Genomic DNA, 24506 nt, shown 5'->3' on the forward strand with positions numbered 1-24506 from the left:
GAGACGTTATTATGATCATCAATTATTTAAGTATAAAAGATATACAGACACTAGCAGGAGTTGGTAAAAGCAAAGCAACCTCTATTGTAAGAGAGATGAACAATGAACTTAAGGAAGAAGGATTTATTGCGATTAGCGGAAAAGTCCCCGTTCAATTGGTGAGAGAAAAGTTTCCGTATTGTGATTTATCAGATGAAAAGATACGAGAGTTAAAAGAAATCACCGTATAAAGTAGGGGGTAATTAAAATGCATAAATCATTTTGGATAGCATATGTATTTTGTTTTGTAAGCACAACTATTCTTACATTTGTAACACAAGATTTCATTCTATCTTCAGCGATTTCTTTACTTCTGTCACTTGCGGTATATCTGTTCTTTTTAGTCTGGTACTACGAAGTAGATATATTCAATGATGAAGGTGAAGTAGTAGATGATGGCGAAGAGTATATTACGTTATTCACAATCAAATATTAAAAAAGACTGAATGCTAGTGGTTAATAGCAAACAGTCGGTAGGATATGAGATTACTCATATCCATATATTACCAAAATTATTAGGGGAGTCAATCATATATGGATAATATAGCAATAACTTTTGAGACATACAATATGAGTAAGCATGATTGCTATAGAAAAGACTGCTAGCACCGAAATTTGCTAACAGTCAAAGATGAAATGAATCCCCTTACATCATAACAAATTTTTACAGGAGGTACTACATGGACCTTAAAAAATATTCACATAAATTTATCGATGTGTTAGATGAGTCGGAAGTGCAAGGTACGATCGAATACTCTAATTATGATAAAAAGCAAACACTAGTATTCACGTATAGAAAAGACTTAGATGTCCAACATGTCATTGTCGGCAGTGACAATAGCGATGAATACAAAAAACAATGCGTAGCAAATATAGAAAAAATATTGAGTGACAGAAAAAAGGTGAATTCCAATGCCTAAACAAACAGTTACCTATTTAATTAAGCTTAAATACGCACCTAACGACGTTTATGTAATGAACAGACCCACTAAACAAATTCCTACAATCAAATATTCAACTGACCGTCGTGACGCTAAAGATTTCAATGGAATGGAAGATGCAGTAGTAGACATGACATACCACACTGCGATAAAAAAGACAGTTACAGAAACAACTGAATATGAGGAGGTTGAGTATGAATAAATCAGAATCGATAACCGAACTTAACAAAGCGTTAGCAAACTTCCACAAAGAAGTAAAACAACCAATGAAAGACGCTAACAACCCATTCTTCAAAAGTAAGTATGTACCACTTGAAAATGTAGTTGAAGCAATAGATGATGTAGCGCCTAAACATGGACTGACTTACTCACAATATCCAGTCACTACAGAAAGTGGATTGGTAGGAATCTCAACGGTATTACTACATGAAAGCGGCGAATATATAGAATTTCCGCCAGCAACTACTAAGCCTGACAAGAATACTCCTCAAGGTGTAGGTTCAGCACTAACATATATGCGTCGTTATTCATTGAGTGCGGTGTTTGGAATTACAAGTGATCAAGATGATGATGGTAATGAGGCGAGTGGAAAGAACTACAAAAACAAACAAGCGCAAATGGCTAGTAGTCAAACTCTAGGGACATTAAAAAAAGAAGTTATTAACTTCACAAATTTAATCAAAGGTACTAAAAAAGAAGCACCACAAAACGTAGTTGAGCAAAAATTCGGTGTTAAAAACTACAATCTAACAGAAAACGAAGCAGTACAAATAATTAATAAAATACAAAACAACGCAAAAACAATACCTGGAGGTAATGACTAATGTTAAATAGAGTCGTATTAGTAGGTCGCTTAACAAAAGACCCAGAATTCAGAACAACGCAAAGCGGTGTAGATGTAGCAACATTCACACTAGCGGTCAACCATAATTTTAAGGATAAAAACGGAGAGCAACAGGCGGACTTTATCAACTGTGTTGTATTCCGTAAACAAGCAGAAAACGTCAATAATTATTTGAATAAAGGAAGTTTAGCAGGTGTCGATGGTCGCTTACAATCACGCAGCTATGAAAACAACGAAGGCCGCCGTGTATTTGTTACGGAAGTCGTATGTGACAGTGTGCAATTCCTAGAACCTAAGAATACACAATCCTCAAACAATAACCAATCAAATAACCAAGTGCAGCAAAGAGAGAAGGCGCTTCAAAGCGAAAATCCATTCAATAATAGCAACAACTTTGATATGGATACGGATGATTTACCTTTCTAGGAGTGGTTTTAAATGCAAAGAATCACTAATTACATTCAAGAAGATGACGGTACAATTACTGCCGTCATCAAGAATGTAAAACTTGGCAACAAAGAAACCTTGTTACTGGATAACGGAATGGATGTAGAAGTCGAAGTAAAGGTAGTAGATCCTTTTCTAATTAGCGATAAACAACGCCGGAAAATATTCGCCTTATGTAACGACATAGAGAGTCACACAGGGCAACCCCGAGACTATATGAGGTATTTGTTCATGGATTACGTAGAAGTCCTCTATGGGTATGAAAAACGCCTCTCATTAAGCGACTGTACACGTACCCAAGCAAACCAAATCATAGAGGTTACGCTTGATTGGATATTTCATAACGATATCCCATTAGCTTATAAAACAAGCGACCTGCTTAAACAAGATAAATCTTTCTTGTACTGGTCTACAGTTAACCGTAACTGTGTTATCTGCGGTAAACCTCATTCAGACCTTGCACACCATTACGCAATAGGTAGAGGTAAGAATCGTAAGACAATGGACCATTACGGATATGAAGTGTTAGCGCTATGCCGAGAGCACCATCAATCCCAACATAATATGGGCGTTGAAAGCTTCGATAAATTACACCATTTAGAAAACTCGTGGATTTCAGTAGATGATCGGCTTAACAAAATGTTGAAAGGAGAAAGAAATGGTGAGACTAAGTAAAATGCAAGAGGAACTATATGCACTGCAATTTATATTAGATTTACACGAAAAGACAATAGATGAAAACAATGAAACAACTATCAGTAGTGAAATAGAAGAGAAAATGCTTGAAATACCACTAGCTGATAGTTGGATAAATTACCTATTAGTAAAAGATGACGAAGCAAATATTAAGTTACAAAGGATGATAAAGTTAGTTCTCCAAAATCTACTACAGGTAATTGATGAAAAGTATCAAGAAGAACTTGAAAAAACTCGTCCTTCTTTTGATAAGAAGGCTGATCGGAATCCAAAGCGAAGATATTTACAAAATTAGATAATTTCCTTGTAAAAGATTCATAAGGATAGTAATCTTCATCAATTGTTATTAAGTTCAACCCAGCTTCTAAAGAGTTTTGAAGACACTTTAAGCAATCAAGCAAATGAGTTTTGAATGAGCTTTCAGTTAATGTATAAGCAATGTTCAGAGCAGATTTAGCTATCAAAAATAAGTCGGTTTCATGAAAAAACAAATGCGTATGATCCAGTTTTAATTCCATCTTTTCTTCTAAAGTTAATAGTCTCTTATGGTTAGACCAATTATCCATATATTCCACCTCCAATCCGATGCAAAAGCATTCAGAAAGATTATACCAGAAAGGAGAATGCATATGAGCGACCAACCCAGTTATTACGCAATAATCACTGCAGCTGTTAGGTATGATAATAGACTCACAGATAGTGAGAAATTACTATACGCAGAAATCACTGCATTGAGTAACAAATTCGGCTATTGTACTGCAAGTAATAATTATTTTGCAAGGTTATACGATGTAACTAAAAGAACTATATCAGCAAGAGTAAACAACCTTAAAGAGCAAGGTTACTTAACAATAGAATTCAAATATAAAGGCAATGAAGTTAAACAGAGAAGAATGTACCCCATGACGCAATCTTCTATACCTGTAGAAAATAAATTCCATAGGGGTATAGAAAAAGATTTCCTACCCCCTATGGAAACAAACTTCCAAGAGAATAATACAAGTATTAATAATACAAGAGATAATACTATGAATAGAATAGATACTATGTCGGGCAACCCGACAGCACCGTACCAACAGGTAATAGATTATTTGAATAAAAGAACAGGCAAGCAATATAAACATACTACCAAAAAGACTCAGTCCCTAATTAGAGCTAGAGTTAAAGAAGGATTTAACTTAGACGACTTCAAAAAAGTAATAGACAACATGAGCGATCAATGGCTGGAAGATAAAAAGATGAACCAGTATCTGAGACCCGAAACATTATTCGGTACTAAATTTGAAGGTTATCTTAACCAACAACAACCCAACGCTGTTGACGAAGAATGGAAAAAGCAATATGAGGATGTGTTTTAGATGAACTCGTTTTCTGAAATAGCTAAAAAAGCGAAATTTAAAAATAAGATAGTTAATCAAGAATTAGGATTGCACTGCAGCAAGTGCGGTAGAGATTATGATTACTACGAATTCGATAACGGTCAAATCATCAAAGACGGTTGTGATTGTGACATGATAGCATTCGCTAAACAATCGACTGAAAACTTTAAAAGAAAACAACAACGTATTAAAGCAAACGCAATCTTTAAAAAATCTATTATCAATGATGATCTGGCAGATGCAACCTTTGATAATTACCAGCCTACAAGTGAACAACTTGCTAGAGCGAAAGCATTACTAGAACGATATGCGAACAACTTCACTTTAGATAACAAACAATCCATTTTATTATTCGGTAGTTATGGCACAGGCAAGAGTCATTTATCTATGGCCACTATCAAGCGTGTAAAAGAGAAAGGTTACTCGGTTTTATATATGAATGTACCGCAGTTAATTACAACCTATAAAGACACATATAACAAATCTTCTCAAATTACTGAAAGAGAAATAGATAAAGCAATATCTGATGTTGACTTGCTTGTATTAGATGATTATGGAACATCATTAAGCAACTTCGGTGTACAGAAGCTGTTTGAAGTAATGGAATCACGTACTGGCAAGCACAATATCATCACTACTAATAACAGTAGTAAAGAACTGATACAAAATAAGGATCTGGCCAAAATATTTAGTCGAATGATGAAAAATACTACAACAATCAATATGAATGGTGAAGATTACAGAATGAGAGGGTTAAATTTTTGATGTTAACCAAAGAATATATCATGCGTCATCTTAACTGCAGTTCAGTGTTTGCAGAGATGATGATTACACAAGCACAGGGCAACGCTGATAGATTGTACGACTTATTCCTATACCAATGTAAAAAACGTCGTACAACGCCCGCTGTGCGTCAAATAGAGGTGTCTTATGGAAATAGAAATTAAATTCAACGAAACACATAAAGCACCTATGGCTTCACCAAGACCGAGATTCAGTAAAAGAGGTAACTATGTACAAACCTATATGCCTGCAACTTATACGGCGCATAAAGCTTTTATACAAAAGCAGATGCCTAAACTTATGTTAGAAAATAGCGTGATTGTAACGTTGAAGTTTATCTTTATACCGCCTGAAAGTTGGAGTAAGAAGAAACGCTTGGCAATGGTCGGTAAGTATAAGTCTACAAAACCTGATGTAGATAATTTGATGAAAACTGTTTTAGATGCCGGTAATAAGCATTTGTGGAAAGATGATGGCCAGATTGTAGATGTAAGAACCTTAAAGCAATATGGTAATGAAGCTAAAATCATCATGGAAATCGAGGAGGTAGATTAATTGAATATCGACAATGACGACGTAGAAATGCAATTCAAATGCACAGTAACATTTACAGCTAAAGTCAGAGATACATTTCACAAACATGAAAATACACAAGCTATGGAAAATAGTTTGATCAATAAAATTCATAAGGAACCAGAAGCCTACATGGATGACTTAGAAGTCACAGATGTAGAGCGGTTATTGTAGGAGGTTAGAGTAATGTCTAGAAATACAATCTATGTAAATAATAAAGCGGTGGCGTTGACACCTGAAGACATGCGTCAGATTAAATGCAAGGCCTTGAATTTATTGCTGGTTGAAAAACGTATGAACCACGGATGGAGTAAGGAAGAAGCGACTACCCTGCGTAGAGATTATATAACTAAATGGGGTTCTATTTATTGGAGAAGAGATTTTCCGGATGTAACTTTATATGTACCTTTGAATGAGATGCAGAAAATCAAGATTGAAAGATACCAAATCAATAAAAAGTATCAAGAAGGCAAGAGCTTTGAAGAAATCATAGGAGACGACTTTGAATACTATCTTGAAGAACATAAACCGACATTTAACATAGAAGAAGCAGAAAAGAAAAAGAAGTTAGCAGAACAAGCAGAAGCACGCAGAAGAAAAGAGCGTCCTTGGTTATACGACGGTACACCTCAAGTCCATTTGCGTGGCAAATACACACAATACCTTATGGACACATCTATCTATCCAAAGGCGGTGCGTTAGATGAGAGAAGTAAAAGAATTACACGTAGGCGATGAGATTATTCTTTGGCAATATCGTGGATTGAATGTGCAAGGACCTAATGGAGATGACGGTCATGCAGGCGTAGTAATTAGGGAAATTAACAGGAATGATGAACAATCATTGTTAGTTAAATTGAAAGGCATTGATGATCCGTTCGAGTTAACAGATGAGGATTACTTCGACAAACTGCCAATATCTTTTAAGAAAGCTGAACATTTTGAAGATTGCAAAAATAATTCAGTACATCAACCTAATCATTACCAGTTCGGTCAATTTACAACAGCAATAATTATTGAATTAGTAGGAAGAACTTACAAATCAGCTCCTGTCTTTTATCACGTAGGTAATGCCTTAAAATATTTGATGCGTGCGCCTAGAAAGAATGGATTGGAAGATATTAAAAAGCGAGACAGAGCATTGAATTTGCGATTGAGTGTTGGGGTAAGTAGATGCGTGATTTATCAAACACAATTAAACAGCGTTTCAAATCAGACACACGAGGACGTAGTTTAACGCAACTAGAGAAAGAGTTACAAAGCAGAGGTGTAAAAGGGTTTGTGATTGATGCAAGCCCTACACGCATTACTGCAATCGTTGCTAGAGAGGATTATTTGATTAACAGGAGGAGTTGGAATGAAAGTCAGAATAGGCAATCTTAAAATTGAAGAAGTCTTAGACAAGTTAGGAATTACCTTGCCAGAAGAAGTTGTAGAACGTATGGAAGCAAGATACCAACCGTCTGCACAATCAGAGGACTTAGAACCACAACAATGGCATTGTTTTGAATTACCTTTCTGTATGTCATGTGGTAGCAGAGAAACAGCATATGAATGGTTTGAGATACTTTCACCTTATGGTGATGAGATGAAAACGCAAATGCAGATCGTAGCAAAGTAAAGGAGGGATTGGGATGGGCGAACTTAACTATGAAGATGTGACAAGAATCCAAAGCATAATATTATCTTCGGATTATCCAGATGATTTAGTAGAACGATATGTAGATGGTATCGAATCTGTGTATAAAAAAGCGAGGGCATGGGACAACTATTGTAAAAGTGTAGAAAAAGATTTGAGAAACGAATTTGGTAATGACGATAAAAGAATTCAAGTAGGAATGCAGTTGAATAATAACATTTTTATGGAGGGTGAAGCATAATGGCATACAAATACATGGAAAAACAAGTAGAAGGTGCTAAAGCATTGGCAGAAAAATACCCACACATGCAAACACATCAAGATATTTACAAAGAGCATGTGGAGGTGCTGGAAAAGGCAAAGGCGTTTGACCGCATTAAAGAGATGATTGACGACCAACAAGCAGAAGGCGAACCAGATAGTGAAGTGTTGAGTGGAATTAGATATGAAGTATCAAAAGTGGAGGACAAAAAAATGACTAAACTACAAATTAAGTTACTCTCTGAAAACGCAACAATGCCGAAACGCGCTAATGAAACTGATTCCGGTTTAGACCTATATGTGTCTGAAACAACAGTGATTGAATCTCATACAACAGTAGCAGTTAAAACAGATGTTGCAATTAACTTACCTTATGGTTATGAAGCACAAATCAGACCACGTTCTGGTAAATCGCTTAAAACTAAACTGCGTGTAGCGTTGGGTACGATAGATCAAACCTACCACAAAGAGATAGGAATTATCACAGATAATATCAGTAATGAACCTATAACTGTTAAACAAGGCGAACGTTTAGCACAGCTAGTCATCGCACCCGTTTCTTATATGCAGCCGGTAGAAGTAGAAGAGTTTGAAAATGAAAGTAACAGAGGTGCATATGGAAGCACAGGAGAATAAATGTTAACCGCCTCGAATTCGATACGTATAAAAAATTAAACCGGTTGGATTCGACGGGTTTAAAAAACAAGCTTAGCGGTTCGTCCGCCTTGCTTTTAGGAGGTAGAAGATGAATAAAATAAAATTAATAACGTGCAGTAATAATATATACTTCGCATATACGCATAAGTCATTCGATGAGTATGCTGAAAATATTTTAAATACCATCGGATATGTGCTTGTTGAAAATATAATTAAAAAGAAGTGTTGGGTTAAAACAGAATACATCGAATCGTTAATTTTGGAGGAAGACAATGATTAAAACAATACTCAAACTAATTTTAACTCTTGCACTATACGAAGCAGCTAAATACATCACTGAACAACTTATTATTTACCGTACACAGAACGATGATGTGGAAGCACCTGCAGACTTCGACATACACGATCATAACATTAAAGCAGAGGTGAGTGAGTAATGGATAAAGAAGTGTTAAAAAGATACGACGAGTTAGCAGAAGGGTTTAAACAGATTAGTTCTCACGGCTGGGAAACATATGTACATGGCGTATGGGTATCAAGTTTAATATATTCTATAGTTGGAATTATATTAATTTGTTTTGCTTTGACATTAATTACAATGAGTTGGAAGTTGTTTAGAAAAGAAGTTTATTATACTGTACCTGAAAGAGAAGCTTTCTCATACATTTTCGGGGAAAAAAAGCGAATTATACCAGAACATCAAGAAAGAGATGGAGACAGAGAAGATATATATAGATTTATAGCTGTTGGAATGTTGGTACTTTCATTGTTTTTTATAATAGTCGGAGTTCCATTTATATTATCAAATATCATAGGTATCTTCACTCCTGATTATGTAGCGATTAAAGAAATAATTGGGGATATTGGAGGTAAGTAATATGTTCTGGCATATACACCTTAATAATTTAAAAGTAGGGGTGAGTGATTGATGTGGATAGCACTAACCATTCTCTTCGCTCTGCTCTCTCTTGTGCTTTATATGGCGAACAGAGAGTTGAATGAAGAGTTAGAGTTGAGGGATAATATAATAGAAAAATTGATTGAAAGGAATGGAAGAAAATGAATAAGAGAGATTATTACTTAAAGTTAATTAAACAAGTAGAGGAACGTATAGAGTTCCGCGAAGAAGAAGTGCATGATATTGAGGAAAGTATTAAAAAAATGAGTCAGCGTTTGAATGAGTTAGAAGAAGAACTAAATACACTTGAAGCAGTTAAAGAAGATATCTTCAGTAAATTGTTATAAGATTAGGTTATCGCACATCGCAAAAGTTATAATAAAATGTTATCATAGACGTATACATTATTCATTAATGGAGGTTATACATGTATACGCCAACCGAAGTAAAACAATTGATTACAGATTATCATTGGATGCGCAGATTAATTGATCATCAAGTATATGAGTATGATAGTACATCTATCGGACAGTATGGTATCGAGTCGTCAATGCCTAAAGCACAGGGGACTACAGGCAATAAAGTTTTAGTAAGGGTTATACAGAATGATAAAGATAAACGTAAGACACAAGATTTGATTGATAAGGTAACCTTTATTGATAAGCATGAACACTTGATTACTAATGATAAAAACTATCATATCTTGCAATTGTTGAAGCAGGGAGAAAGTATTACTGCTATTGAGGTGTTGATGAAGTCGAGCAGAAAGAATGTTTACAGTAGAATCAATCAAATAGTAGATGTATTTATGAACGCACAGGGGTAACAGATTACACACTTTACACAGATTACACACTGTTTTGTTTAGCTGAATTAATTTTATATAATTGAGTTACAACAATATTATTAATTTGCAAAGATACGCGCGATCAATACTATATTATAACTGAGGCACATCACTAACGTGGTGTGTCTCTTTTATTATGAGGTGAACAATGGAATTTAATAAGTATCAGTCTCTAAAGAAACCTAAAGAGAAACAGCATCATATACTGCATCTGATGACAACAGTAGGTAACATTGCTGATGTATATAACAATAATATTGAAAATATAGGTAATGAAGAACTTACAGTTATGTTAGGAGAAGTGTTAGAAGATTTAACAGCGTTAGCTACATTGAATAACATAACGCTAGATACAGTCGCTGGTATCAATATAAATAGTTATCAACCTAACATGCATAACCTAATTGATGTAGGAGATACTGTTACGTATGAGAAAGAAAGATATATTGTACATGATGTTATTGGTAATCAATTGTTGATTGCTAACAGAGATAAAGACTTAGTAATTGATATTAATTCATTAAGAAGGTGAAAGTAATTGGGATAATGCGTAGATGTAGTCACCCAACATGTAATACGTTGATAAGCTACAATGAAACATATTGCAACAAGCATAAGACTTATATTAACGGTAAATACAATGATTTGAGACAAAGAAATGATCCAGAATACTTAAGGTTTTATAAATCAAAACAATGGCAGAACATGAGGGAACTTGTGATGATAGATAATCATTACTTGTGTAGACAATGTGGAAGGCAAGCAAATGTTGTTGACCATATCATACCAACAAAAATAGATTGGTCGAAAAGATTGGAAAAAGAAAACCTTCAACCATTATGCAATGAATGCCACAACAGAAAAACGAAAAGAGAACAAAGTGAAGTCCCCCACAGGAAATAACGGGGTGTAATATTAAACTACTCGAGAACGAGGCAGAGTTTTCTTCTCAAAAAATTCCCTTTATCTAGAAATTTTATTAGGAGGTGCTAAATTTGGCTGGTAGACCTAAAAAATTATTGATGAATTCCAATAAAAATTATACAAAAGAAGAAATTATCGAAAAAGAACGACAAGAAACACAGTTGAGTAAATTCTCCAAAATAGATTCTACACCACCAAGCTTTTTAGATGAAATTGCAAGAGAGGAATACTTACGGATTATCCCTCATATGCAAGAATTACCAATTTCTAACTTAGATAAAGGTCAAATTGCACAATATTGTAGTTTCTATAGTGATTTTGTAAAAGCAAGTTTAATTTTAGAAAAAGAAGAACTAATGATTGAAGACACACGAGGTAATATGAAGATCAATCCCGCTTTCAATGTAAAAGAGAAGGCGGGTATTCGTATGCAGCAAACAGCCAACACATTAGGATTAACTATTGATAGTAGACTGCGAATAGTTGTTCCTGAAGAGGAAGAAGAGGACGACCCATTTGCACAATTTGCGAGTGATGCTCAATGATAGATTTTGTAACACTATACGCTAAGAAAGTTGTTAGTGGAGAAATCTTAGCAAGTAAGAAAAATATAGCAGTGGCTCAAAGACACTTAGATGATTTGAAAAATGCTCCATTAGATTGTTATTTCGATGTTGACCAAGCAAATAAAGCTATTAAATTTATAGAAATGCTTCCTGATCCTAAAACAAATCAACCTATGCCTTTAATGCTATTTCAAAAGTTCATTGTAGGTAGTATATATGGATGGCGTAGACGCGGTGGTTTCAGACGTTTTACGAAAGCTTATATTAGTATGGCAAGAAAACAAGGTAAGTCATTAATTGTCTCAGGTATGTCACTGAATGAATTGTTATTTGGTCAATATCCTAAATATAATCGTCAAATATATGTATCATCTTCGACGTATAAACAAGCACAGACGATTTTTAAAATGGCAAGTCAACAAATTAAATTACTACGTTCTAAAAGTGATTTAATCCGTAAATCTACAGAAGCGCGTAAAACAGACCTTGCGCATATAACATCAGAGAGTGTGTTTGAACCGCTTTCTAATAATCCAGATGCGGTTGATGGTAAAGACCCTACCGTTGCGATTTTAGATGAATTGGCCAGTATGCCGGATGATGAGATGTATTCAAGGTTTAAAACAGGTATGACGCTTCAAAAGAATCCCCTTACTCTCTTAATATCTACAGCAGGTGATAATTTAAATAGTCAAATGTATCAAGAGTATAAATACATCAATAATATTTTATCTGGAGAGGTGAAAGCGGATAATTACTTCGTATATTGTGCAGAAATGGATTCAGAAGATGAGGTAAATGATGAATCTTTATGGATTAAAGCAATGCCCTTGTTGGAATCAGATGAACATAGGGATACAATTCTTCGTAACATTAAAGCGGATATTCAAGATGAGTTAGAAAAAGGGACATCATTCCATAAAATACTAATTAAAAACTTCAATCTTTGGCAAGCTAATAAAGAAGATAGCTTAATAAACATCCGAGAGTGGGAAAATGCGGAAATTGAGAAAGACGTATCAAAAATATATGGAAGCGATGTTTATATTGGGGTTGACCTTTCAAGGTTAGATGATTTAACCAGTGTAGGTTTCCTATTTCCGCAAGAAGATAAAACAATGTTGATTGATAGTCACTCATTTATAGGTTTACGAACTACATTAGAGCAAAAATCAAAAAGAGATAAGATTGACTATCAAAAAGTTATTCATAATGGAGAGGCAGAAACAACCCGTTCACCTTCTGGAATGATTGATTATCGACAAGTTATTGAATTTATTGCAGATATCATAGACAAATACAATCTCAATGTTAAAGCTGTTTGTTATGATCCTTGGAATGCACAATCTTTTATCACTACCCTAGAAACAATGATGATTGATTGGGATTTAATTGAAGTAGGCCAAAACTTTAAACAACTTTCACAGCCCATAAAAGAATTCAGAATGTGGATAGCTGAAAGGCGATTAAAACATTTTGGTAATGACTTGCTAACAATAGCAGTGAATAACGCAGTATTAGCTTTTGATTACGAAGATAATGTGAAAATTGATAAACGTATCAACAGACAAAAAATTGACCCTATTATTTCAATAATCACAGCATTTAGTGAAGCACGTATGCATGAATTTGAGATTGATTGGTCATCTATTTATGAAAGTGCTGAATTTGGCTTCTAGGTGGTGAGTAAATGAATTTTAATAAGATATATATTTTTTTGAAATTGCTAATTGTTAATATCGTCAGTATCCTATTTTTAATAGGTTTAACTGTGGTTAATATTGCAATGTATATCGGCTTTGGTTTAGTTTTCGGATTAATTGCTACAGGTTTAACTTTGATTCTGATTGCGTTAATTATCGATCATGAGTCTAAAGAAAGGGGGTAAATAAGTGGGTATTTTCTATAAAGCAGAAAAACGAGATTTACAGTACAACGAAGAAGACTTGCAAATGATGGTTAGTACATTGCCAGGATTTCAAGGGAGTAATATTCGTGAATATGCGTCTGTTGATGCTATTAAACACAGTGATGTATTTACTGCTGTCACAATGATTGCATCTGATTTGGCTCGTATGCCCATCAGGCTAATGGAAAACAGAGAAATAGATTATAATAATCGTATTACTCACTTGTTGAATACAAGACCAAATGCAGTATATAACGGCTATATCTTTAAATTAGTTGTGTTTATCAATGCACTATTAACATCTCATGGTTATGTAGAAATTATCAGAGATAAATTGGGGTTACCAGAAGCGTTAGTTTTTAGAAAAACATCAGAAGTTCAATTGAAAGTATCAGATGGTGGTTATTATTATTATAAATTTAGAACAATCACTGAAAATGGAAAGATGATTGAACGAAAAATTAATTTTGATGATATGTTAGATATAAAATTTTACTCATTAGATGGTATTAATGGTTTATCTTTATTAGATACACTCAACAAAACCATTGATGCAGATAATAATGGTAAAGATTTTCTTAATAATTTCCTGAGAAATGGTACACATGCAGGCGGTATTCTTAAAATGAAAGGTGTATTAAATGATAAGAAAGCAAGAAATCGAGCAAGGGAAGAATTCCATAGAGCTTTCAGTGGTACTAAACAGGCAGGTAAGGTTGTTGTTCTAGATGAATCAATGACATTCGATCAACTTGAGGTAGATACAGAGGTTTTGAAACTTATTAGAGAAAATAAGTCGTCTACTCGAGAGATTGCCGGAGTATTTGGGATACCCCTTCATAAATTTGGTGTAGAAACAACTAATATGAGTATCACAGATGCTAATTTAGACTATTTATCTACATTAAAACCTTATACAACATGTGTATGTGCAGAATTAAACTTTAAGTTTAATGATGAAATCACAGATGATTTTAAAGAGTTTATCTTTGACACTACTGAAATTCGTGTGGTAGATGAAAAAACACAAGCAGAAATAGATAAAATCAACTTGGATAGTGGAAAAACAAATATTGATGAAATTAGAAAGCGTGATGGCTTACCACCTATTCCTGGTGGACACGGCAGTATTCATCGCGTTGACTTAAACCATGTGAATATCAGTCTGGTAGATGAGTACCAAATGAATAAATCGAAAGGTACAGACAACAAACTGAAAGGTGGTGAACAAAATGGATAAAGAAATCAGAGTAGGCGTTGTTGATGAGGTAAGGACTAGTGATGACCAAAAAATGATTATTGAAGGTTATGCGTTAAAGTTTGATACATGGTCAGAAGATTTAGGTGGTTTCAAAGAAACAATCTCTAAAGAAGCATTAAGAAACACAGACTTATCTGATGTACGTTGTTTAGTCGACCATCAACCATCGCAAATCATTGGAAGAACAAGTGCTGGTACCTTAGCACTTCGAGTAGATGATGTTGGATTAAAATATCGTTGTGAGTTACCTAATACAACATTCGCACGTGATTTATACGAAAATATGCGCCTTGGTAACATAAATCAATGTTCATTTGGTTTTATGTTAGATAAGAAAGGCGATGAACTGCGTTATGATGAGCAAGAAGGTATTTATAAACGTACTTTAAAAAGCATCAGTCAATTAACTGATGTATCGGTGGTTACTTATCCAGCCTATAAAGATACTGATGTTAAACCAGCAATTAGAAGTATAGAGAATTTTGAACGAGAAAAACGCAAGTTCAAACTTAGAAACAAAATTAATGAATATGCTAATCAAAAATAATATTCGGTGAAGTTGAACACCATAAAAAATACAACCTAGGACATGTCTATAAGATGATGTCTTTTTTTAATATTAAAAATTGGAGGTTCTATAATGAATAAAAAACAAAAACTACAAGCATCGATTAAAGATGCACAACGTCAAATTGACCTAAAAGTAAAAATCGCTACGCGTGCGTTAGATAATGATGAGTTGGAGAAAGCAGAACAACTTGAACAGGAAATTGCAGAATTACGCAAAAAAATTCAAGAAAAAGAAGAAGAATTATCTAAAATTAAAGAAGATGATGATAATAAAAGTAACGAAGGAAATACAGAACCAAGTCAAACTGAAGGTAATGTGAATGTACGTTCAATGGGTAAATATGGTAATGTTTTCGATTTAGCTATTCCTGGGCAACAAACACAAGTAACTTCACAAGAAGTTAGGGATTTCCAAAATTATCTTGAAACTCGAGATGACATTCAAGGTGGATCATTAAAAACAGATTCTGGTTTCGTTGTCATTCCAGAAGAAATTGTGACTGATATTTTAAAACTTAAAGAAGTTGAATTTAACTTAGATAAATATGTAACAGTTAAGAAAGTTAATAATGGTTCTGGAAAATATCCAGTTGTACGACAATCAGAAGTTGCAGCGTTACCAGAAGTTGAAGAACTTGCTGAAAATCCTGAGTTAGCAGTTAAGCCATTCTTCCAACTGGCATATGACATCAAAACACGCCGTGGTTATTTCCGAATTTCACGTGAAGCAATTGAAGATGCGAAAGTCAATGTGCTACAAGAATTAAAATTATGGATGGCTCGTACGATTGCGGCAACACGAAACCAAGCTATTATTGATGTAATCCAGAATGGAGGACCAGGAGAAAATGGAGACAGTACAAAATTACGTTCTGTTGAGGCTGCAGGTATCGATGGCTTAAAAGATGCAATTAATTTAAATGTGAAACCTAACTATGAACATAATGTGGCGATTGTATCACAAACATTGTTTGCTAAGTTAGACAAGTTGAAAGACAAAAATGGTAATTACTTAATTCAACCGGATGTTAAAGAGAAAACACAACAACGTTTGTTAGGTGCTAAAGTAGAGATTTTACCTGATGAAATGTTAGGAGATTCTGGAGCGGAAACGTTAATTATTGGTAACTTAAAAGATGCTATTGTGTTATTTGATCGTTCACAGTACCAAGCTCAATGGACAGACTATATGCACTTCGGTGAGTGCTTGATGGTTGCTGTTCGTCAAGATTGCCGTATTTTAGATTATAAAGCAGCAGTGGTTGTTCACTTTAAAGATGAAGCAACTGAAGAAGTACAAACTTTATAAGGAGGAATAGAACATGGCTAAATATAAAGTGAATCAAGCATATATTGATAAAGAATTAAAACGTACCTTGCAAAAGGGTGAAGAAGTAGAAATGACTGTGAAACGTGCAAATGAAGTTAACAAAAATGGCAAACCTAAAAATGGTATATTAACTAGAATTGATGACTAGAGGTGAAGTGTGGTGGACTTAACACTTTTAAAAAAGCATTGTAAAATCGACCACAATTCTGAAGATGACTTGCTAGAAGAATACTACACTTGGGCGAAATACGATATAGCTGATGCAGTTACAGATGATATAGAGTGGTTGGAGGAACAACCGTTGTTTAGAGCGGCTGTATATCCTTTGACCGCTTATTATTTTGAAAATCGTATTGCTTTTGAAGAACGAGATTTGAATTATGCGCCACATATGGTTCTAAGTGTAGTTCATAAGTTGAGGGATGCATATGAAATTCAATTCAAATAGATTAAACGAGCGGGTTACTTTTTGTGAAGACATAAGTAAATCTATTAACGGCTTACCACAAAAACCTGTCCCACAAGAATTATATAGTTGTTATGCAGCCATTCAAGACGCGAGAGAATCAGACACACAAACAAGTATCAGTACAGGATCTAAATTTATTAAAACTATTATCATTAGAGATCCTCGTGGTGAATATAAGCCAAATAACAAGCACTATGTGTTACATGAAGGTGAAAGGTATGACATTATTTATGTAAAGAAGGATTATCAAGATAAAGCTTTCATTCGAGTATATTGTGAGGTTATTTTATAATGCCTGCTAAAATTGAAAAAAATGACATTGAGCAAGGTCTTGTTAGAAAGCAGCTTGAATTTAATGCTAAGCAAAATCAAGTGTTAAGAGAAGCAGCTCAAGCGTTAGTACCTGAACTAGCTAGAACCACTCCCGTCAGCGATAGAAAAAAACATGCAAAGAGTCACGTAACTATTTCTAATGTAAGGACTGATAAAAACAGTTATGAAAAGTACATTGTTGTAGGTTACGAAAAAGGTTATTCACATCGTATACACGCAACAGAGTTTGGAACCATGTATCAACGTCCGCAATTATGGATTACTAAGACAGAGAAAAACAATAGACAACTCGTTTATCGAAAGATGTTAAGTGCCATGAAGAAGGTGATTAAATGAGTATAACCGAATTAATCTATAATGAAATCATTAAAGATGAGCGGATTACTATAAAAGATAATATTTTTAGGTATGTAGTACCTCAAAACTTTCATACACAGACTAGTAAACCAATTGTTAGGATATTTCCTTTGCCTTTTAATCCTGAAGAATATGCTGACAATGAAGAAATGACTAGAGAATACGATGTTCAAGTAGATATTTGGTGGTCTGAAAATGAGCCAAGCGAGCAAGCTGAACGAATTACAAAAAGATTAAAGGAATTAGATTTTAAATCATATTATAGAGAACCCTTGTACGAAGTAGAAACAATGACGTTTCGTGAAATAATTCGTGCAAATGGTTCTCTTTTTATTTAGGAGGAATTTTTATGGAAAAATTAAAGTTAAATTTACAGCATTTTGCAGAAAAGGATACAGGAGTTTCCGGTATTGCAATTGGTGTTACAAATTTCTATTGGGCGCCTATTGTTAAAGATACAAGTGAAAACTGGGAAGTAAAACCAGGTTCTCGTACACGTTTCTTGAAAGAAATCGAAGTTGACCGACCACAAGAAGTGGAAGAAGAATATGGAGATAATATGGTTGCAGCAACTGCTGTTTCTAACGGTAAATTATCAGTTAAAACAACTTTCGTTTCCATCCCTGCAGATCAAAAAGCTTTCTTATCCGGTGCTAAAAAAGGTGACGGAGGATATAAATACGGAGCGAATGATATTCCACCAGATGTAGCGGTAGTATTCGAGCGTACAAACCATGATGGCTCATCTGAATGGGTGGGACTATTTAAAGGTAAATTTACGCGTCCATCATTATCAGGACAATCAAAACAAGATAAGGTTGAATTCCAAAATGATGAAGTTGAAGGTTCATTTGTAGACCGTTTATATGATGAATCATCGCATGTGACTGGTTATGATGATAAAGGTTCTACAAAAGGTCGCGACTATGTTTTCTTAGAAACATTCGGAAAAACTTATGAAGATTTTATCAACTCATTAGCACCAAGTGAAAGTGAAACAGTTGTTAAGTCAATGAAAGATAGCACATCACCAGAGGACTCAGAAGAATTACAATCACTATAAAACTTTAAGAGGGGAATTCCCCTCTTTTTTTAATGAAAAATTTAAAATCAGAAAGAAGGAATATAATTATGACAAGAGCATCAATTGAACTTATTACAGGATATACAAAAACAGGTAAACCACAGACTAAAAAATACTTAGCAAAGCCGATGATGTCACTTTTTGACACAATTCAAGGTTCAAAGTTATCTGCAAAACTAACAAAAACGTTTAAACAACCGGATTTTGAAGATTTAACACAAGAGGAATTTGACAAGTTGAGTGAAACAGAACAAAAAGAATATCAAGCTAAAGTTGAAGAGTATCAAGAATTGGTTTCAGAACAATTTGAAGTTTTAGATGAAGTTACAGCATTTGTAGCAGAAGGATTTGATAACCAATTCACATCAGAGGAGTTGCAAAAAGGTATTCCAGCAGGCGCTGAAGGTCTTAGTACTTTAGTTACTGTTTTAGAAACACTTATTTCAGGAGATTTAGACGATACAAAAAAGTTCGTGACAGAGAAGAAGAAATAAACCTTGAAGATTTAACTCCTGAAGGCAGATATAACAACTATATGAAGCTTGCAAAAAAGTTGATTGAAGATGGTATGGATGCTGAAAAAGTAGCAAATATGCCTATTCATTTCTTTTTAGAAATTGTAAGCAGCAAAGTGGAAAGCAAGCAAAAAGCAAAAAGCTTTGCAGATATTTTCTAAAGAAAGGAGGTTAGTGTATGGGGAACCCAATAGGTAATATGGTCATAAGAGTTGATTTAGATGGCTCAGGTTTTAATAAAGGAATGGCCGGATTAAATCGACAAATGCGCATGGTATCTCGTGAAATGAGTGCTAATTTATCAAAATTTGGTCGTTATGATCAATCTCTTGAAAAATCTAAAGTTAAAGTAGACGGGTTAACTAAAAAACAGCGTGTACAAACTCAAAAAGTAAAAGAGTTAAAACAAGAATATGACAAATTATCTAAAGAAACTGGGGAAAATAGCGCGAAAACTCAAGCAGCAGCTGCAAAGTATAATGAAGCATACGCCGAATTAAATAAGTATGAAAGAGAACTGAAAGAAGCAACTGAAGAATTGAGAGCTCTTGAACGACAACAACAAGCTATGAATACTACTATGGGAAAGATAGGTAGTAAGTTCTCTGAAATAGGACCTAAATTCCAAGAAATAGGTCAAAAAATGCAATCTGTAGGACGTAGCATGTCTATGTATGTTACTGCTCCTATTGTTGCAGGTTTTGGTGCTGCTGCTAAAAAGAGTATTGATTTTGATGATTCAATGCGAAAAGTGAAGGCTACATCTGGTGCTACTGGTTCAGAATTCCAACAATTAAGAGATAAAGCCCTTGAAATGGGAGCTAAAACTAAATTTAGTGCATCTGAATCAGCAGAAGCTCTTAACTATATGGCCTTAGCCGGCTGGGATACCAAAGATATGTTAGGCGGTATCGATGGTGTTATGCAATTAGCTGCTGCCTCTGGGGAAGATTTAGGACAAGTGAGTGATATCGTTACTGACTCGTTAACAGCATTTGGTATGAAAGCTAAAGATAGTGGACGATTTGCAGATGTATTAGCACAGACAAGTTCTAAAGCTAATACCGATGTACGTGGTTTAGGTGAAGCGTTCAAATATGCTGCTCCAGTTGCAGGCGCATTGGGATATACTGTGGAAGATACATCTATAGCTATCGGTTTAATGTCCAATGCTGGGATTAAAGGTGAAAAAGCCGGTACAGCATTACGTACCATGTTTACAAACTTAGCTAAACCAACAAAAGCTATGCAAAACAAGATGGAAGAGTTAGGTATATCTATTACTGATAGTAACGGTAAGATGCTTCCTATGCGTGATGTAATGGATCAGTTGCGTGATAGGTTCAAAAACTTATCAAAAGACCAACAAGCAAGCGCAGCTGCAACTATCTTTGGTAAAGAAGCAATGAGTGGTGCATTGGCTGTTATTAATGCTTCAGATGAGGACTACAAAAAGTTGACTAAGTCTATTGATAATTCAACAGGTGCAGCTAAACGAATGTCGGATGAAATGGAAGGCGGAATTGGTGGTTCAATCCGTCAAATGAAATCCGCTTTAGAATCTTTAGCTATAAGTATCGGAGATGTGTTAGCACCTCACATTAAAAGAGCGGCAGAAACTTTAGGTAATTTAGCGCAAAAGTTGTCAGATTCTCCTGGTTGGGTTAAGACTGCAATAGTAAGTGTTGGTTTATTTGCTGCAGCATTAGGACCAGCTATTCTTGTTACAGGGATGTTTACATCTGCAATAGGTAGCATTATGACTACTTTAGGTCCTGTGATGACAGGCATAGCTAAAGCTGGTGGAGTAATGAATTTCTTAGGAAACAAAGCGCCGTTTGCTGCTAAAGGCTTGACTTTAGTAGGTGGAGCTTTTAAATTCATGCTTGGTCCAGTAGGTTTAGCAATTGCAGCAATAGTAGCAATCGGTACAGCATTTGTAATTGCTTATAAAAAATCTGAAACATTCAGAAATATAGTTCACTCTGTAATAGATCCAGTGATGAATGGCCTAAAAAAGATGTGGGATGTTGCTAACCAAATATTTAATGCTTTAGGAAGTTTATTATCTGGTAAAACATTACCAACAGTGGATTTATTATCCAAGATTATGCCTAAAGAAACTGCTAGAAAAGTGACCGTTACTTTAATGCAAATTAGACAAGTATTTATAGACGCTTTTAAAGGTATTTGGTCATATATACAAGAAATAGGTAAGAAGTTATCTGATTTTTGGAAGGAAAATGGAGATACTATCATCCAAGCATTAGCCAATATTTGGAGTGTCATATCGACTGTCTTTATAGAGATTAAGAACTTTTTATGGCCTATTTTACAAGAGTTAGGCGGTCTTGTTCAAACTATATTTATGAATGTTATAGTTCCAATTATCAAAATAGCAATGGGAATTATATGGAATGTAATGAACTTTTTATGGCCACTAATCAAGATATTAATCGTTGATACTTGGAATAATATCAAAAATATTATCAATGGAGCTTTGGATATCATTTTAGGTATTGTTAAGATATTCAGCGGACTATTTACTGGCCAATGGAAGCAAGTTTGGAATGGTGTTAAACAAGTATTCAGTGGTGCATTAACGCTTATATGGAACCTTATTCAACTTTGGTTCATCGGTAAAATACTTAAAGTAGTTAAGATATTCAGCGGACTATTCAAAGGTGTTATAAGTTCTGCTTTTAAACATATCAGAAGTGTAATAAGTACAGTACTGAAGTTTATTTGGTCTATTATCAGCACGATTTTCAAACGGATATTAAGTATCACTAAAACGATATTTGGTGCCGTGGCAAAATTCATTAAGCATATATGGAATGGTATAAAAAATGCCATCGTTGGAGCAGTTAAATTTATTTATAACGGAGTTAAACGTTACTTTACCGCAGTTAAAAATACAGTGAACAAAATATTTACTGCTGTAAAAAGTTTTGTCGTCAAAACATGGTTGAATATCAAAAACACCGTTGTAAAATATGCTAAAAGCTTATGGACTGGCGTACGTAATACATTTAACTCTTTATCCAAAGGTGTTCGTAATATTTTTAGTCGCTTACGCAGATGGTTAGCAGATACTTGGAGAAATATTAAAAACACAGTAACTAGATACGCCTCTCAGTTATGGGCATCAGTCAAGAAGACTTTTAATAATTTATACAACGGTACTCGTGATATAACTAATAATGTTAAGAGAAAAGTAACAGGTATCTGGCAAGGAATAAAGAAATCTGTAACTGGTATTGCTAGTGCGTTATGGAGTTCTGTTAAGAAGACCTTTACAAACATGCGTGATGGATTAGCTAATATCATTGGTAAAATTAAAGATCATATCGGCGGCATGGTAAGTGCTATCAAAAAAGGTTTGAATGGTCTTATCAAGGGCTTAAACTGGGTAGGTTCTAAGTTGAGCTTGCCTAAAATACCTAAATTATCAACTGGTACACAAAGAATTAATCGCCACATCAGAACAACATCTGATGGTCGATTAAAAGATGGCACTATGGCAGTCGTTGGAGATAAAGGACCAGGCAATGGAAGAGGTATTGATGGCAGACGCGAATTAATTCAATATCCAAATGGACGCACTGCGTTAACACCTGCCAAAGATACAACAACCTTCTTGCCTAGAGGTTCAAGAGTTATCAGCGGCAGTATGCGTCAAAAATATGAAGAAGCTGAAGGTGCAGGTATGATGCCTCGCTTCAGCATGGGTACATTACCAAGATTGAGTATAGGTACATGGTTCGGTAATGCCAAAGATTGGGTCGGCGATAAGCTTAAAGGTGCCGGTAAAGCCGTTGGCAATAGTGCAAAATGGTTATCCGACAAAATCGGGGACGTTATGGACTACATGGACGAACCAGGAAAATTACTTAACAAAGTGCTTTCCATGATGGGTATTGACTTTAGTTCTCTTACAAAAGGTATGGGTATCGTTGGAGATATTACACGTGCTGCATGGAAAAAAATAAAAAAAGGAGCACTAGATTGGATTAAAGGTGGGTTTGAGGCTCAAGCAGGAGATGGATCTGTGTTTGAAGGATATGGAATTCTACAAAAATATTCTGCTCCGCCATATCCGCCGAATCCTAATTATCCTTTCAATGGCGGAGTCCATCACGGTGTCGATTATGACATGCCTGTTGGTACTCCCGTACGTACACCGATGGCTGGTCGAGTTAGAAGTTGGTACGATAACTACGGCGGCGGTAATGCTATCACTGTTTCAAAAGGTAAAACATTTTTATGGTTCATGCATCTTAGTAAGCAACTTAAGAAGACAGGAGAACAAGTTAAAGCAGGACAACTTATTGGTAAATCAGGTAACACGGGTTCAATGACTAATTATCGACATCTTCACTTCCAAGTCAATCAGGGCGGAGAATCCAACAGTAACTCTGTAGAACCGCTTAGCTGGTTAAAGAAAAATGGTAAAGGTATCGGCGGTAAATCAGGAAAATGGAATGGCAATATTCGACAAGCATTAAAATTAGCCGGTTTGCCTACATCTCAAGCATACGTAAATGCGTGGGCGAGACAGATTCAAACGGAATCAGGTGGAAATGCTAAGGCTATCGGTGGTACTGATGGTTTAGCGGACGGTCGTGCAATGGGGCTTGTGCAAGTTAAACCTGGTACATTTAATGCTTTTAAATTACCAGGACATGGTAATATCATGAATGGTCTAGATAACTTAATTGCTGGTATGCGTTATGCAAAAGCTAGATATGGAGGTAGTATATTATCAGTAATAGGTCGTGGACATGGGTATGCGACAGGTGGACTCGTCCACAATGGCTTATATCATTTAGGCGAAGAAGGGTACCCTGAATGGATAATACCTACTGACCCAAAACGAGCAGATGATGCAGCTAAATTACTTGCATTGGCTAGTAAGGATATTAGTAAAAACAAACGTCCTAGCCAATTGAAAAGTGTCAATAACCTTTCTGATGATGGTCATACAGTGAGTGTCTTAGAGAAGAAAATGGATAAAGTAATTGGTTTACTTGCTAGATTGGTTAGTGCTGGTGACACAATTGCAGATAAGGATTATGAACCAGTCATTGATAAATACGCACATAAACAACAAGTTTTTGACGCAATAGATGATTATAATAGACAAAAACAAAGACATAGAAGGTTTAATCCTGGAGGAGTTTAA

38 protein-coding genes and 1 pseudogene are annotated in these 24506 nt (G+C 35.0%); 38 read left to right on the plus strand and 1 reads right to left on the minus strand.

The window, feature by feature from the left end; all coding sequences use genetic code 11:
- The first annotated feature begins 11 nt into the window (after positions 1 to 11).
- The 7 genes from HMPREF3031_RS06340 to HMPREF3031_RS06370 all read left to right on the plus strand — a co-directional run bounded on the left by HMPREF3031_RS06340 (position 12) and on the right by HMPREF3031_RS06370 (position 2946).
- Positions 12 to 230 (plus strand): hypothetical protein, encoded by a 219-nt coding sequence (locus HMPREF3031_RS06340; protein ID WP_070724730.1) that lies wholly within the window; start codon positions 12 to 14, stop codon positions 228 to 230.
- A 17-nt stretch (positions 231 to 247) separates the two neighbouring features.
- Positions 248 to 475 (plus strand): hypothetical protein, encoded by a 228-nt coding sequence (locus tag HMPREF3031_RS06345; protein ID WP_060804183.1) that lies wholly within the window; start codon positions 248 to 250, stop codon positions 473 to 475.
- Positions 476 to 719: 244 nt separating this feature from the next.
- Positions 720 to 959, plus strand: coding sequence for a hypothetical protein (locus HMPREF3031_RS06350; protein WP_070684225.1), 240 nt, complete (start codon positions 720 to 722; stop codon positions 957 to 959).
- Entirely contained in the window at positions 952 to 1182 is a 231-nt protein-coding gene (locus HMPREF3031_RS06355) for a DUF2483 family protein (protein WP_070684223.1), read from the plus strand. The genes HMPREF3031_RS06350 and HMPREF3031_RS06355 overlap by 8 nt, the downstream gene beginning before the upstream one ends.
- The gene (locus tag HMPREF3031_RS06360; RefSeq protein WP_070724733.1) at positions 1175 to 1804 is read left to right on the plus strand and encodes an ERF family protein; all 630 of its coding nucleotides are present in this window, start codon (positions 1175 to 1177) and stop codon (positions 1802 to 1804) included. The genes HMPREF3031_RS06355 and HMPREF3031_RS06360 overlap by 8 nt, the downstream gene beginning before the upstream one ends.
- Positions 1804 to 2250 (plus strand): single-stranded DNA-binding protein, encoded by a 447-nt coding sequence (gene ssb, locus HMPREF3031_RS06365; protein ID WP_070724736.1) that lies wholly within the window; start codon positions 1804 to 1806, stop codon positions 2248 to 2250. Before HMPREF3031_RS06360 ends, ssb begins: the two co-directional genes overlap by 1 nt.
- A 12-nt stretch (positions 2251 to 2262) precedes the next feature.
- A complete protein-coding gene (locus tag HMPREF3031_RS06370) occupies positions 2263 to 2946 on the plus strand; it encodes a putative HNHc nuclease (RefSeq protein WP_070724737.1) in 684 nt (227 codons plus the stop codon).
- Positions 2947 to 3116: 170 nt separating this feature from the next.
- Here HMPREF3031_RS06370 and HMPREF3031_RS12985 read toward each other — a convergent pair whose 3' ends face one another.
- On the minus strand, positions 3117 to 3533 hold the full coding sequence (locus tag HMPREF3031_RS12985; protein ID WP_083317886.1) for a hypothetical protein: 417 nt from the start codon (positions 3531 to 3533) through the stop codon (positions 3117 to 3119).
- Between the two features lie 63 nt (positions 3534 to 3596).
- Here HMPREF3031_RS12985 and HMPREF3031_RS06380 point away from each other — a divergent pair, with 63 nt between their 5' ends.
- The 31 genes and pseudogenes from HMPREF3031_RS06380 to HMPREF3031_RS06525 all read left to right on the plus strand — a co-directional run bounded on the left by HMPREF3031_RS06380 (position 3597) and on the right by HMPREF3031_RS06525 (position 24506).
- Positions 3597 to 4325, plus strand: coding sequence for a conserved phage C-terminal domain-containing protein (locus HMPREF3031_RS06380; protein ID WP_070724739.1), 729 nt, complete (start codon positions 3597 to 3599; stop codon positions 4323 to 4325).
- Complete coding sequence (locus HMPREF3031_RS06385; protein ID WP_070724740.1) at positions 4326 to 5111, plus strand: ATP-binding protein; 786 nt, start codon at positions 4326 to 4328, stop codon at positions 5109 to 5111. It abuts the gene before it with no gap.
- A gap of 165 nt (positions 5112 to 5276) precedes the next feature.
- Positions 5277 to 5684, plus strand: a complete 408-nt coding sequence (locus HMPREF3031_RS06395; RefSeq protein WP_070724744.1) for a RusA family crossover junction endodeoxyribonuclease — start codon at positions 5277 to 5279, stop codon at positions 5682 to 5684.
- The gene (locus tag HMPREF3031_RS06400) at positions 5685 to 5876 is read left to right on the plus strand and encodes a hypothetical protein (protein ID WP_070724745.1); all 192 of its coding nucleotides are present in this window, start codon (positions 5685 to 5687) and stop codon (positions 5874 to 5876) included. It abuts the gene before it with no gap.
- Between the two features lie 12 nt (positions 5877 to 5888).
- The gene (locus HMPREF3031_RS06405) at positions 5889 to 6404 is read left to right on the plus strand and encodes an SA1788 family PVL leukocidin-associated protein (RefSeq protein ID WP_070724748.1); all 516 of its coding nucleotides are present in this window, start codon (positions 5889 to 5891) and stop codon (positions 6402 to 6404) included.
- Positions 6405 to 6938 (plus strand): DUF3310 domain-containing protein, encoded by a 534-nt coding sequence (locus tag HMPREF3031_RS12990; protein ID WP_257243517.1) that lies wholly within the window; start codon positions 6405 to 6407, stop codon positions 6936 to 6938.
- Positions 6939 to 7058: 120 nt separating this feature from the next.
- On the plus strand, positions 7059 to 7322 hold the full coding sequence (locus tag HMPREF3031_RS06420; RefSeq protein ID WP_070724751.1) for a hypothetical protein: 264 nt from the start codon (positions 7059 to 7061) through the stop codon (positions 7320 to 7322).
- Between the two features lie 13 nt (positions 7323 to 7335).
- Entirely contained in the window at positions 7336 to 7581 is a 246-nt protein-coding gene (locus HMPREF3031_RS06425) for a hypothetical protein (protein ID WP_096754555.1), read from the plus strand.
- A 233-nt stretch (positions 7582 to 7814) separates the two neighbouring features.
- A complete protein-coding gene (dut, locus tag HMPREF3031_RS06430) occupies positions 7815 to 8237 on the plus strand; it encodes a dUTP diphosphatase (protein WP_070724772.1) in 423 nt (140 codons plus the stop codon).
- Between the two features lie 109 nt (positions 8238 to 8346).
- A complete protein-coding gene (locus HMPREF3031_RS06435) occupies positions 8347 to 8538 on the plus strand; it encodes a hypothetical protein (protein WP_023016055.1) in 192 nt (63 codons plus the stop codon).
- Entirely contained in the window at positions 8531 to 8695 is a 165-nt protein-coding gene (rinB, locus tag HMPREF3031_RS06440) for a transcriptional activator RinB (protein ID WP_070724753.1), read from the plus strand. The genes HMPREF3031_RS06435 and rinB overlap by 8 nt, the downstream gene beginning before the upstream one ends.
- The gene (locus tag HMPREF3031_RS06445) at positions 8695 to 9135 is read left to right on the plus strand and encodes a hypothetical protein (protein WP_070724755.1); all 441 of its coding nucleotides are present in this window, start codon (positions 8695 to 8697) and stop codon (positions 9133 to 9135) included. The genes rinB and HMPREF3031_RS06445 overlap by 1 nt, the downstream gene beginning before the upstream one ends.
- Positions 9136 to 9317: 182 nt before the next feature.
- A complete protein-coding gene (locus HMPREF3031_RS06450) occupies positions 9318 to 9503 on the plus strand; it encodes a hypothetical protein (protein ID WP_070724757.1) in 186 nt (61 codons plus the stop codon).
- An 80-nt stretch (positions 9504 to 9583) separates the two neighbouring features.
- On the plus strand, positions 9584 to 9982 hold the full coding sequence (locus HMPREF3031_RS06455) for a hypothetical protein (RefSeq protein WP_070724759.1): 399 nt from the start codon (positions 9584 to 9586) through the stop codon (positions 9980 to 9982).
- A gap of 169 nt (positions 9983 to 10151) precedes the next feature.
- On the plus strand, positions 10152 to 10535 hold the full coding sequence (locus HMPREF3031_RS06460; protein ID WP_070684441.1) for a hypothetical protein: 384 nt from the start codon (positions 10152 to 10154) through the stop codon (positions 10533 to 10535).
- A gap of 5 nt (positions 10536 to 10540) precedes the next feature.
- Positions 10541 to 10906 (plus strand): HNH endonuclease, encoded by a 366-nt coding sequence (locus tag HMPREF3031_RS13810; RefSeq protein WP_031262787.1) that lies wholly within the window; start codon positions 10541 to 10543, stop codon positions 10904 to 10906.
- A 92-nt stretch (positions 10907 to 10998) separates the two neighbouring features.
- Entirely contained in the window at positions 10999 to 11472 is a 474-nt protein-coding gene (locus HMPREF3031_RS06465; protein ID WP_023016047.1) for a phage terminase small subunit P27 family, read from the plus strand.
- Complete coding sequence (locus HMPREF3031_RS06470; protein WP_060804546.1) at positions 11469 to 13172, plus strand: terminase large subunit; 1704 nt, start codon at positions 11469 to 11471, stop codon at positions 13170 to 13172. Before HMPREF3031_RS06465 ends, HMPREF3031_RS06470 begins: the two co-directional genes overlap by 4 nt.
- Before the next feature lie 38 nt (positions 13173 to 13210).
- Positions 13211 to 13381: a hypothetical protein gene (locus HMPREF3031_RS06475; protein WP_226956288.1), complete on the plus strand. Its 171-nt coding sequence runs from the start codon at positions 13211 to 13213 to the stop codon at positions 13379 to 13381.
- A gap of 4 nt (positions 13382 to 13385) precedes the next feature.
- Entirely contained in the window at positions 13386 to 14642 is a 1257-nt protein-coding gene (locus HMPREF3031_RS06480; protein ID WP_023016044.1) for a phage portal protein, read from the plus strand.
- Positions 14635 to 15210: an HK97 family phage prohead protease gene (locus tag HMPREF3031_RS06485; protein ID WP_023016043.1), complete on the plus strand. Its 576-nt coding sequence runs from the start codon at positions 14635 to 14637 to the stop codon at positions 15208 to 15210. The genes HMPREF3031_RS06480 and HMPREF3031_RS06485 overlap by 8 nt, the downstream gene beginning before the upstream one ends.
- 93 nt (positions 15211 to 15303) lie before the next feature.
- Positions 15304 to 16542: a phage major capsid protein gene (locus HMPREF3031_RS06490; RefSeq protein WP_023016042.1), complete on the plus strand. Its 1239-nt coding sequence runs from the start codon at positions 15304 to 15306 to the stop codon at positions 16540 to 16542.
- 13 nt (positions 16543 to 16555) lie between these two features.
- Positions 16556 to 16711, plus strand: coding sequence for a hypothetical protein (locus tag HMPREF3031_RS13440; RefSeq protein ID WP_180363400.1), 156 nt, complete (start codon positions 16556 to 16558; stop codon positions 16709 to 16711).
- Positions 16712 to 16720: 9 nt separating this feature from the next.
- Positions 16721 to 17011: a head-tail connector protein gene (locus HMPREF3031_RS06495; RefSeq protein ID WP_031262785.1), complete on the plus strand. Its 291-nt coding sequence runs from the start codon at positions 16721 to 16723 to the stop codon at positions 17009 to 17011.
- Positions 16992 to 17324: a phage head completion protein gene (locus HMPREF3031_RS06500; protein WP_023016039.1), complete on the plus strand. Its 333-nt coding sequence runs from the start codon at positions 16992 to 16994 to the stop codon at positions 17322 to 17324. Before HMPREF3031_RS06495 ends, HMPREF3031_RS06500 begins: the two co-directional genes overlap by 20 nt.
- The gene (locus HMPREF3031_RS06505) at positions 17324 to 17701 is read left to right on the plus strand and encodes an HK97-gp10 family putative phage morphogenesis protein (protein WP_060804534.1); all 378 of its coding nucleotides are present in this window, start codon (positions 17324 to 17326) and stop codon (positions 17699 to 17701) included. The genes HMPREF3031_RS06500 and HMPREF3031_RS06505 overlap by 1 nt, the downstream gene beginning before the upstream one ends.
- The gene (locus HMPREF3031_RS06510; RefSeq protein ID WP_070724761.1) at positions 17698 to 18060 is read left to right on the plus strand and encodes a DUF806 family protein; all 363 of its coding nucleotides are present in this window, start codon (positions 17698 to 17700) and stop codon (positions 18058 to 18060) included. Before HMPREF3031_RS06505 ends, HMPREF3031_RS06510 begins: the two co-directional genes overlap by 4 nt.
- An 11-nt stretch (positions 18061 to 18071) precedes the next feature.
- Positions 18072 to 18758 (plus strand): annotated as a pseudogene (locus tag HMPREF3031_RS06515) (major tail protein); the annotation flags it as partial.
- Positions 18759 to 18853: 95 nt separating this feature from the next.
- Complete coding sequence (gene gpG, locus HMPREF3031_RS06520; RefSeq protein ID WP_070684439.1) at positions 18854 to 19300, plus strand: phage tail assembly chaperone G; 447 nt, start codon at positions 18854 to 18856, stop codon at positions 19298 to 19300.
- Between the two features lie 59 nt (positions 19301 to 19359).
- Positions 19360 to 19482, plus strand: coding sequence for a phage tail assembly chaperone GT (gene gpGT / locus HMPREF3031_RS13275; protein WP_096754690.1), 123 nt, complete (start codon positions 19360 to 19362; stop codon positions 19480 to 19482).
- 17 nt (positions 19483 to 19499) lie between these two features.
- Positions 19500 to 24506: a phage tail tape measure protein gene (locus HMPREF3031_RS06525; protein ID WP_070724762.1), complete on the plus strand. Its 5007-nt coding sequence runs from the start codon at positions 19500 to 19502 to the stop codon at positions 24504 to 24506.

The organism is Staphylococcus sp. HMSC072B07 (assembly GCF_001815505.1).
GTDB classification, from domain to species: domain Bacteria; phylum Bacillota; class Bacilli; order Staphylococcales; family Staphylococcaceae; genus Staphylococcus; species Staphylococcus simulans.

Excerpts from the sequence above, each read along its gene's own strand:
- HMPREF3031_RS06340 (WP_070724730.1), top strand. The coding sequence starts at position 12 with ATGATCATCAATTATTTAAGTATAAAAGATATACAGACACTAGCAGGA.
- HMPREF3031_RS06345 (WP_060804183.1), top strand. The coding sequence starts at position 248 with ATGCATAAATCATTTTGGATAGCATATGTATTTTGTTTTGTAAGCACA.
- HMPREF3031_RS06350 (WP_070684225.1), top strand. The coding sequence starts at position 720 with ATGGACCTTAAAAAATATTCACATAAATTTATCGATGTGTTAGATGAG.
- HMPREF3031_RS06355 (WP_070684223.1), top strand. The coding sequence starts at position 952 with ATGCCTAAACAAACAGTTACCTATTTAATTAAGCTTAAATACGCACCT.
- HMPREF3031_RS06360 (WP_070724733.1), top strand. The coding sequence starts at position 1,175 with ATGAATAAATCAGAATCGATAACCGAACTTAACAAAGCGTTAGCAAAC.
- ssb (WP_070724736.1), top strand. The coding sequence starts at position 1,804 with ATGTTAAATAGAGTCGTATTAGTAGGTCGCTTAACAAAAGACCCAGAA.
- HMPREF3031_RS06370 (WP_070724737.1), top strand. The coding sequence starts at position 2,263 with ATGCAAAGAATCACTAATTACATTCAAGAAGATGACGGTACAATTACT.
- HMPREF3031_RS12985 (WP_083317886.1), bottom strand. The coding sequence starts at position 3,533 with ATGGATAATTGGTCTAACCATAAGAGACTATTAACTTTAGAAGAAAAG.
- HMPREF3031_RS06380 (WP_070724739.1), top strand. The coding sequence starts at position 3,597 with ATGAGCGACCAACCCAGTTATTACGCAATAATCACTGCAGCTGTTAGG.
- HMPREF3031_RS06385 (WP_070724740.1), top strand. The coding sequence starts at position 4,326 with ATGAACTCGTTTTCTGAAATAGCTAAAAAAGCGAAATTTAAAAATAAG.
- HMPREF3031_RS06395 (WP_070724744.1), top strand. The coding sequence starts at position 5,277 with ATGGAAATAGAAATTAAATTCAACGAAACACATAAAGCACCTATGGCT.
- HMPREF3031_RS06405 (WP_070724748.1), top strand. The coding sequence starts at position 5,889 with ATGTCTAGAAATACAATCTATGTAAATAATAAAGCGGTGGCGTTGACA.
- HMPREF3031_RS12990 (WP_257243517.1), top strand. The coding sequence starts at position 6,405 with ATGAGAGAAGTAAAAGAATTACACGTAGGCGATGAGATTATTCTTTGG.
- HMPREF3031_RS06420 (WP_070724751.1), top strand. The coding sequence starts at position 7,059 with ATGAAAGTCAGAATAGGCAATCTTAAAATTGAAGAAGTCTTAGACAAG.
- HMPREF3031_RS06425 (WP_096754555.1), top strand. The coding sequence starts at position 7,336 with ATGGGCGAACTTAACTATGAAGATGTGACAAGAATCCAAAGCATAATA.
- dut (WP_070724772.1), top strand. The coding sequence starts at position 7,815 with ATGACTAAACTACAAATTAAGTTACTCTCTGAAAACGCAACAATGCCG.
- HMPREF3031_RS06435 (WP_023016055.1), top strand. The coding sequence starts at position 8,347 with ATGAATAAAATAAAATTAATAACGTGCAGTAATAATATATACTTCGCA.
- rinB (WP_070724753.1), top strand. The coding sequence starts at position 8,531 with ATGATTAAAACAATACTCAAACTAATTTTAACTCTTGCACTATACGAA.
- HMPREF3031_RS06445 (WP_070724755.1), top strand. The coding sequence starts at position 8,695 with ATGGATAAAGAAGTGTTAAAAAGATACGACGAGTTAGCAGAAGGGTTT.
- HMPREF3031_RS06450 (WP_070724757.1), top strand. The coding sequence starts at position 9,318 with ATGAATAAGAGAGATTATTACTTAAAGTTAATTAAACAAGTAGAGGAA.
- HMPREF3031_RS06455 (WP_070724759.1), top strand. The coding sequence starts at position 9,584 with ATGTATACGCCAACCGAAGTAAAACAATTGATTACAGATTATCATTGG.
- HMPREF3031_RS06460 (WP_070684441.1), top strand. The coding sequence starts at position 10,152 with ATGGAATTTAATAAGTATCAGTCTCTAAAGAAACCTAAAGAGAAACAG.
- HMPREF3031_RS06470 (WP_060804546.1), top strand. The coding sequence starts at position 11,469 with ATGATAGATTTTGTAACACTATACGCTAAGAAAGTTGTTAGTGGAGAA.
- HMPREF3031_RS06485 (WP_023016043.1), top strand. The coding sequence starts at position 14,635 with ATGGATAAAGAAATCAGAGTAGGCGTTGTTGATGAGGTAAGGACTAGT.
- HMPREF3031_RS06490 (WP_023016042.1), top strand. The coding sequence starts at position 15,304 with ATGAATAAAAAACAAAAACTACAAGCATCGATTAAAGATGCACAACGT.
- HMPREF3031_RS13440 (WP_180363400.1), top strand. The coding sequence starts at position 16,556 with ATGGCTAAATATAAAGTGAATCAAGCATATATTGATAAAGAATTAAAA.
- HMPREF3031_RS06500 (WP_023016039.1), top strand. The coding sequence starts at position 16,992 with ATGAAATTCAATTCAAATAGATTAAACGAGCGGGTTACTTTTTGTGAA.
- HMPREF3031_RS06505 (WP_060804534.1), top strand. The coding sequence starts at position 17,324 with ATGCCTGCTAAAATTGAAAAAAATGACATTGAGCAAGGTCTTGTTAGA.
- HMPREF3031_RS06510 (WP_070724761.1), top strand. The coding sequence starts at position 17,698 with ATGAGTATAACCGAATTAATCTATAATGAAATCATTAAAGATGAGCGG.
- gpG (WP_070684439.1), top strand. The coding sequence starts at position 18,854 with ATGACAAGAGCATCAATTGAACTTATTACAGGATATACAAAAACAGGT.
- HMPREF3031_RS06525 (WP_070724762.1), top strand. The coding sequence starts at position 19,500 with ATGGGGAACCCAATAGGTAATATGGTCATAAGAGTTGATTTAGATGGC.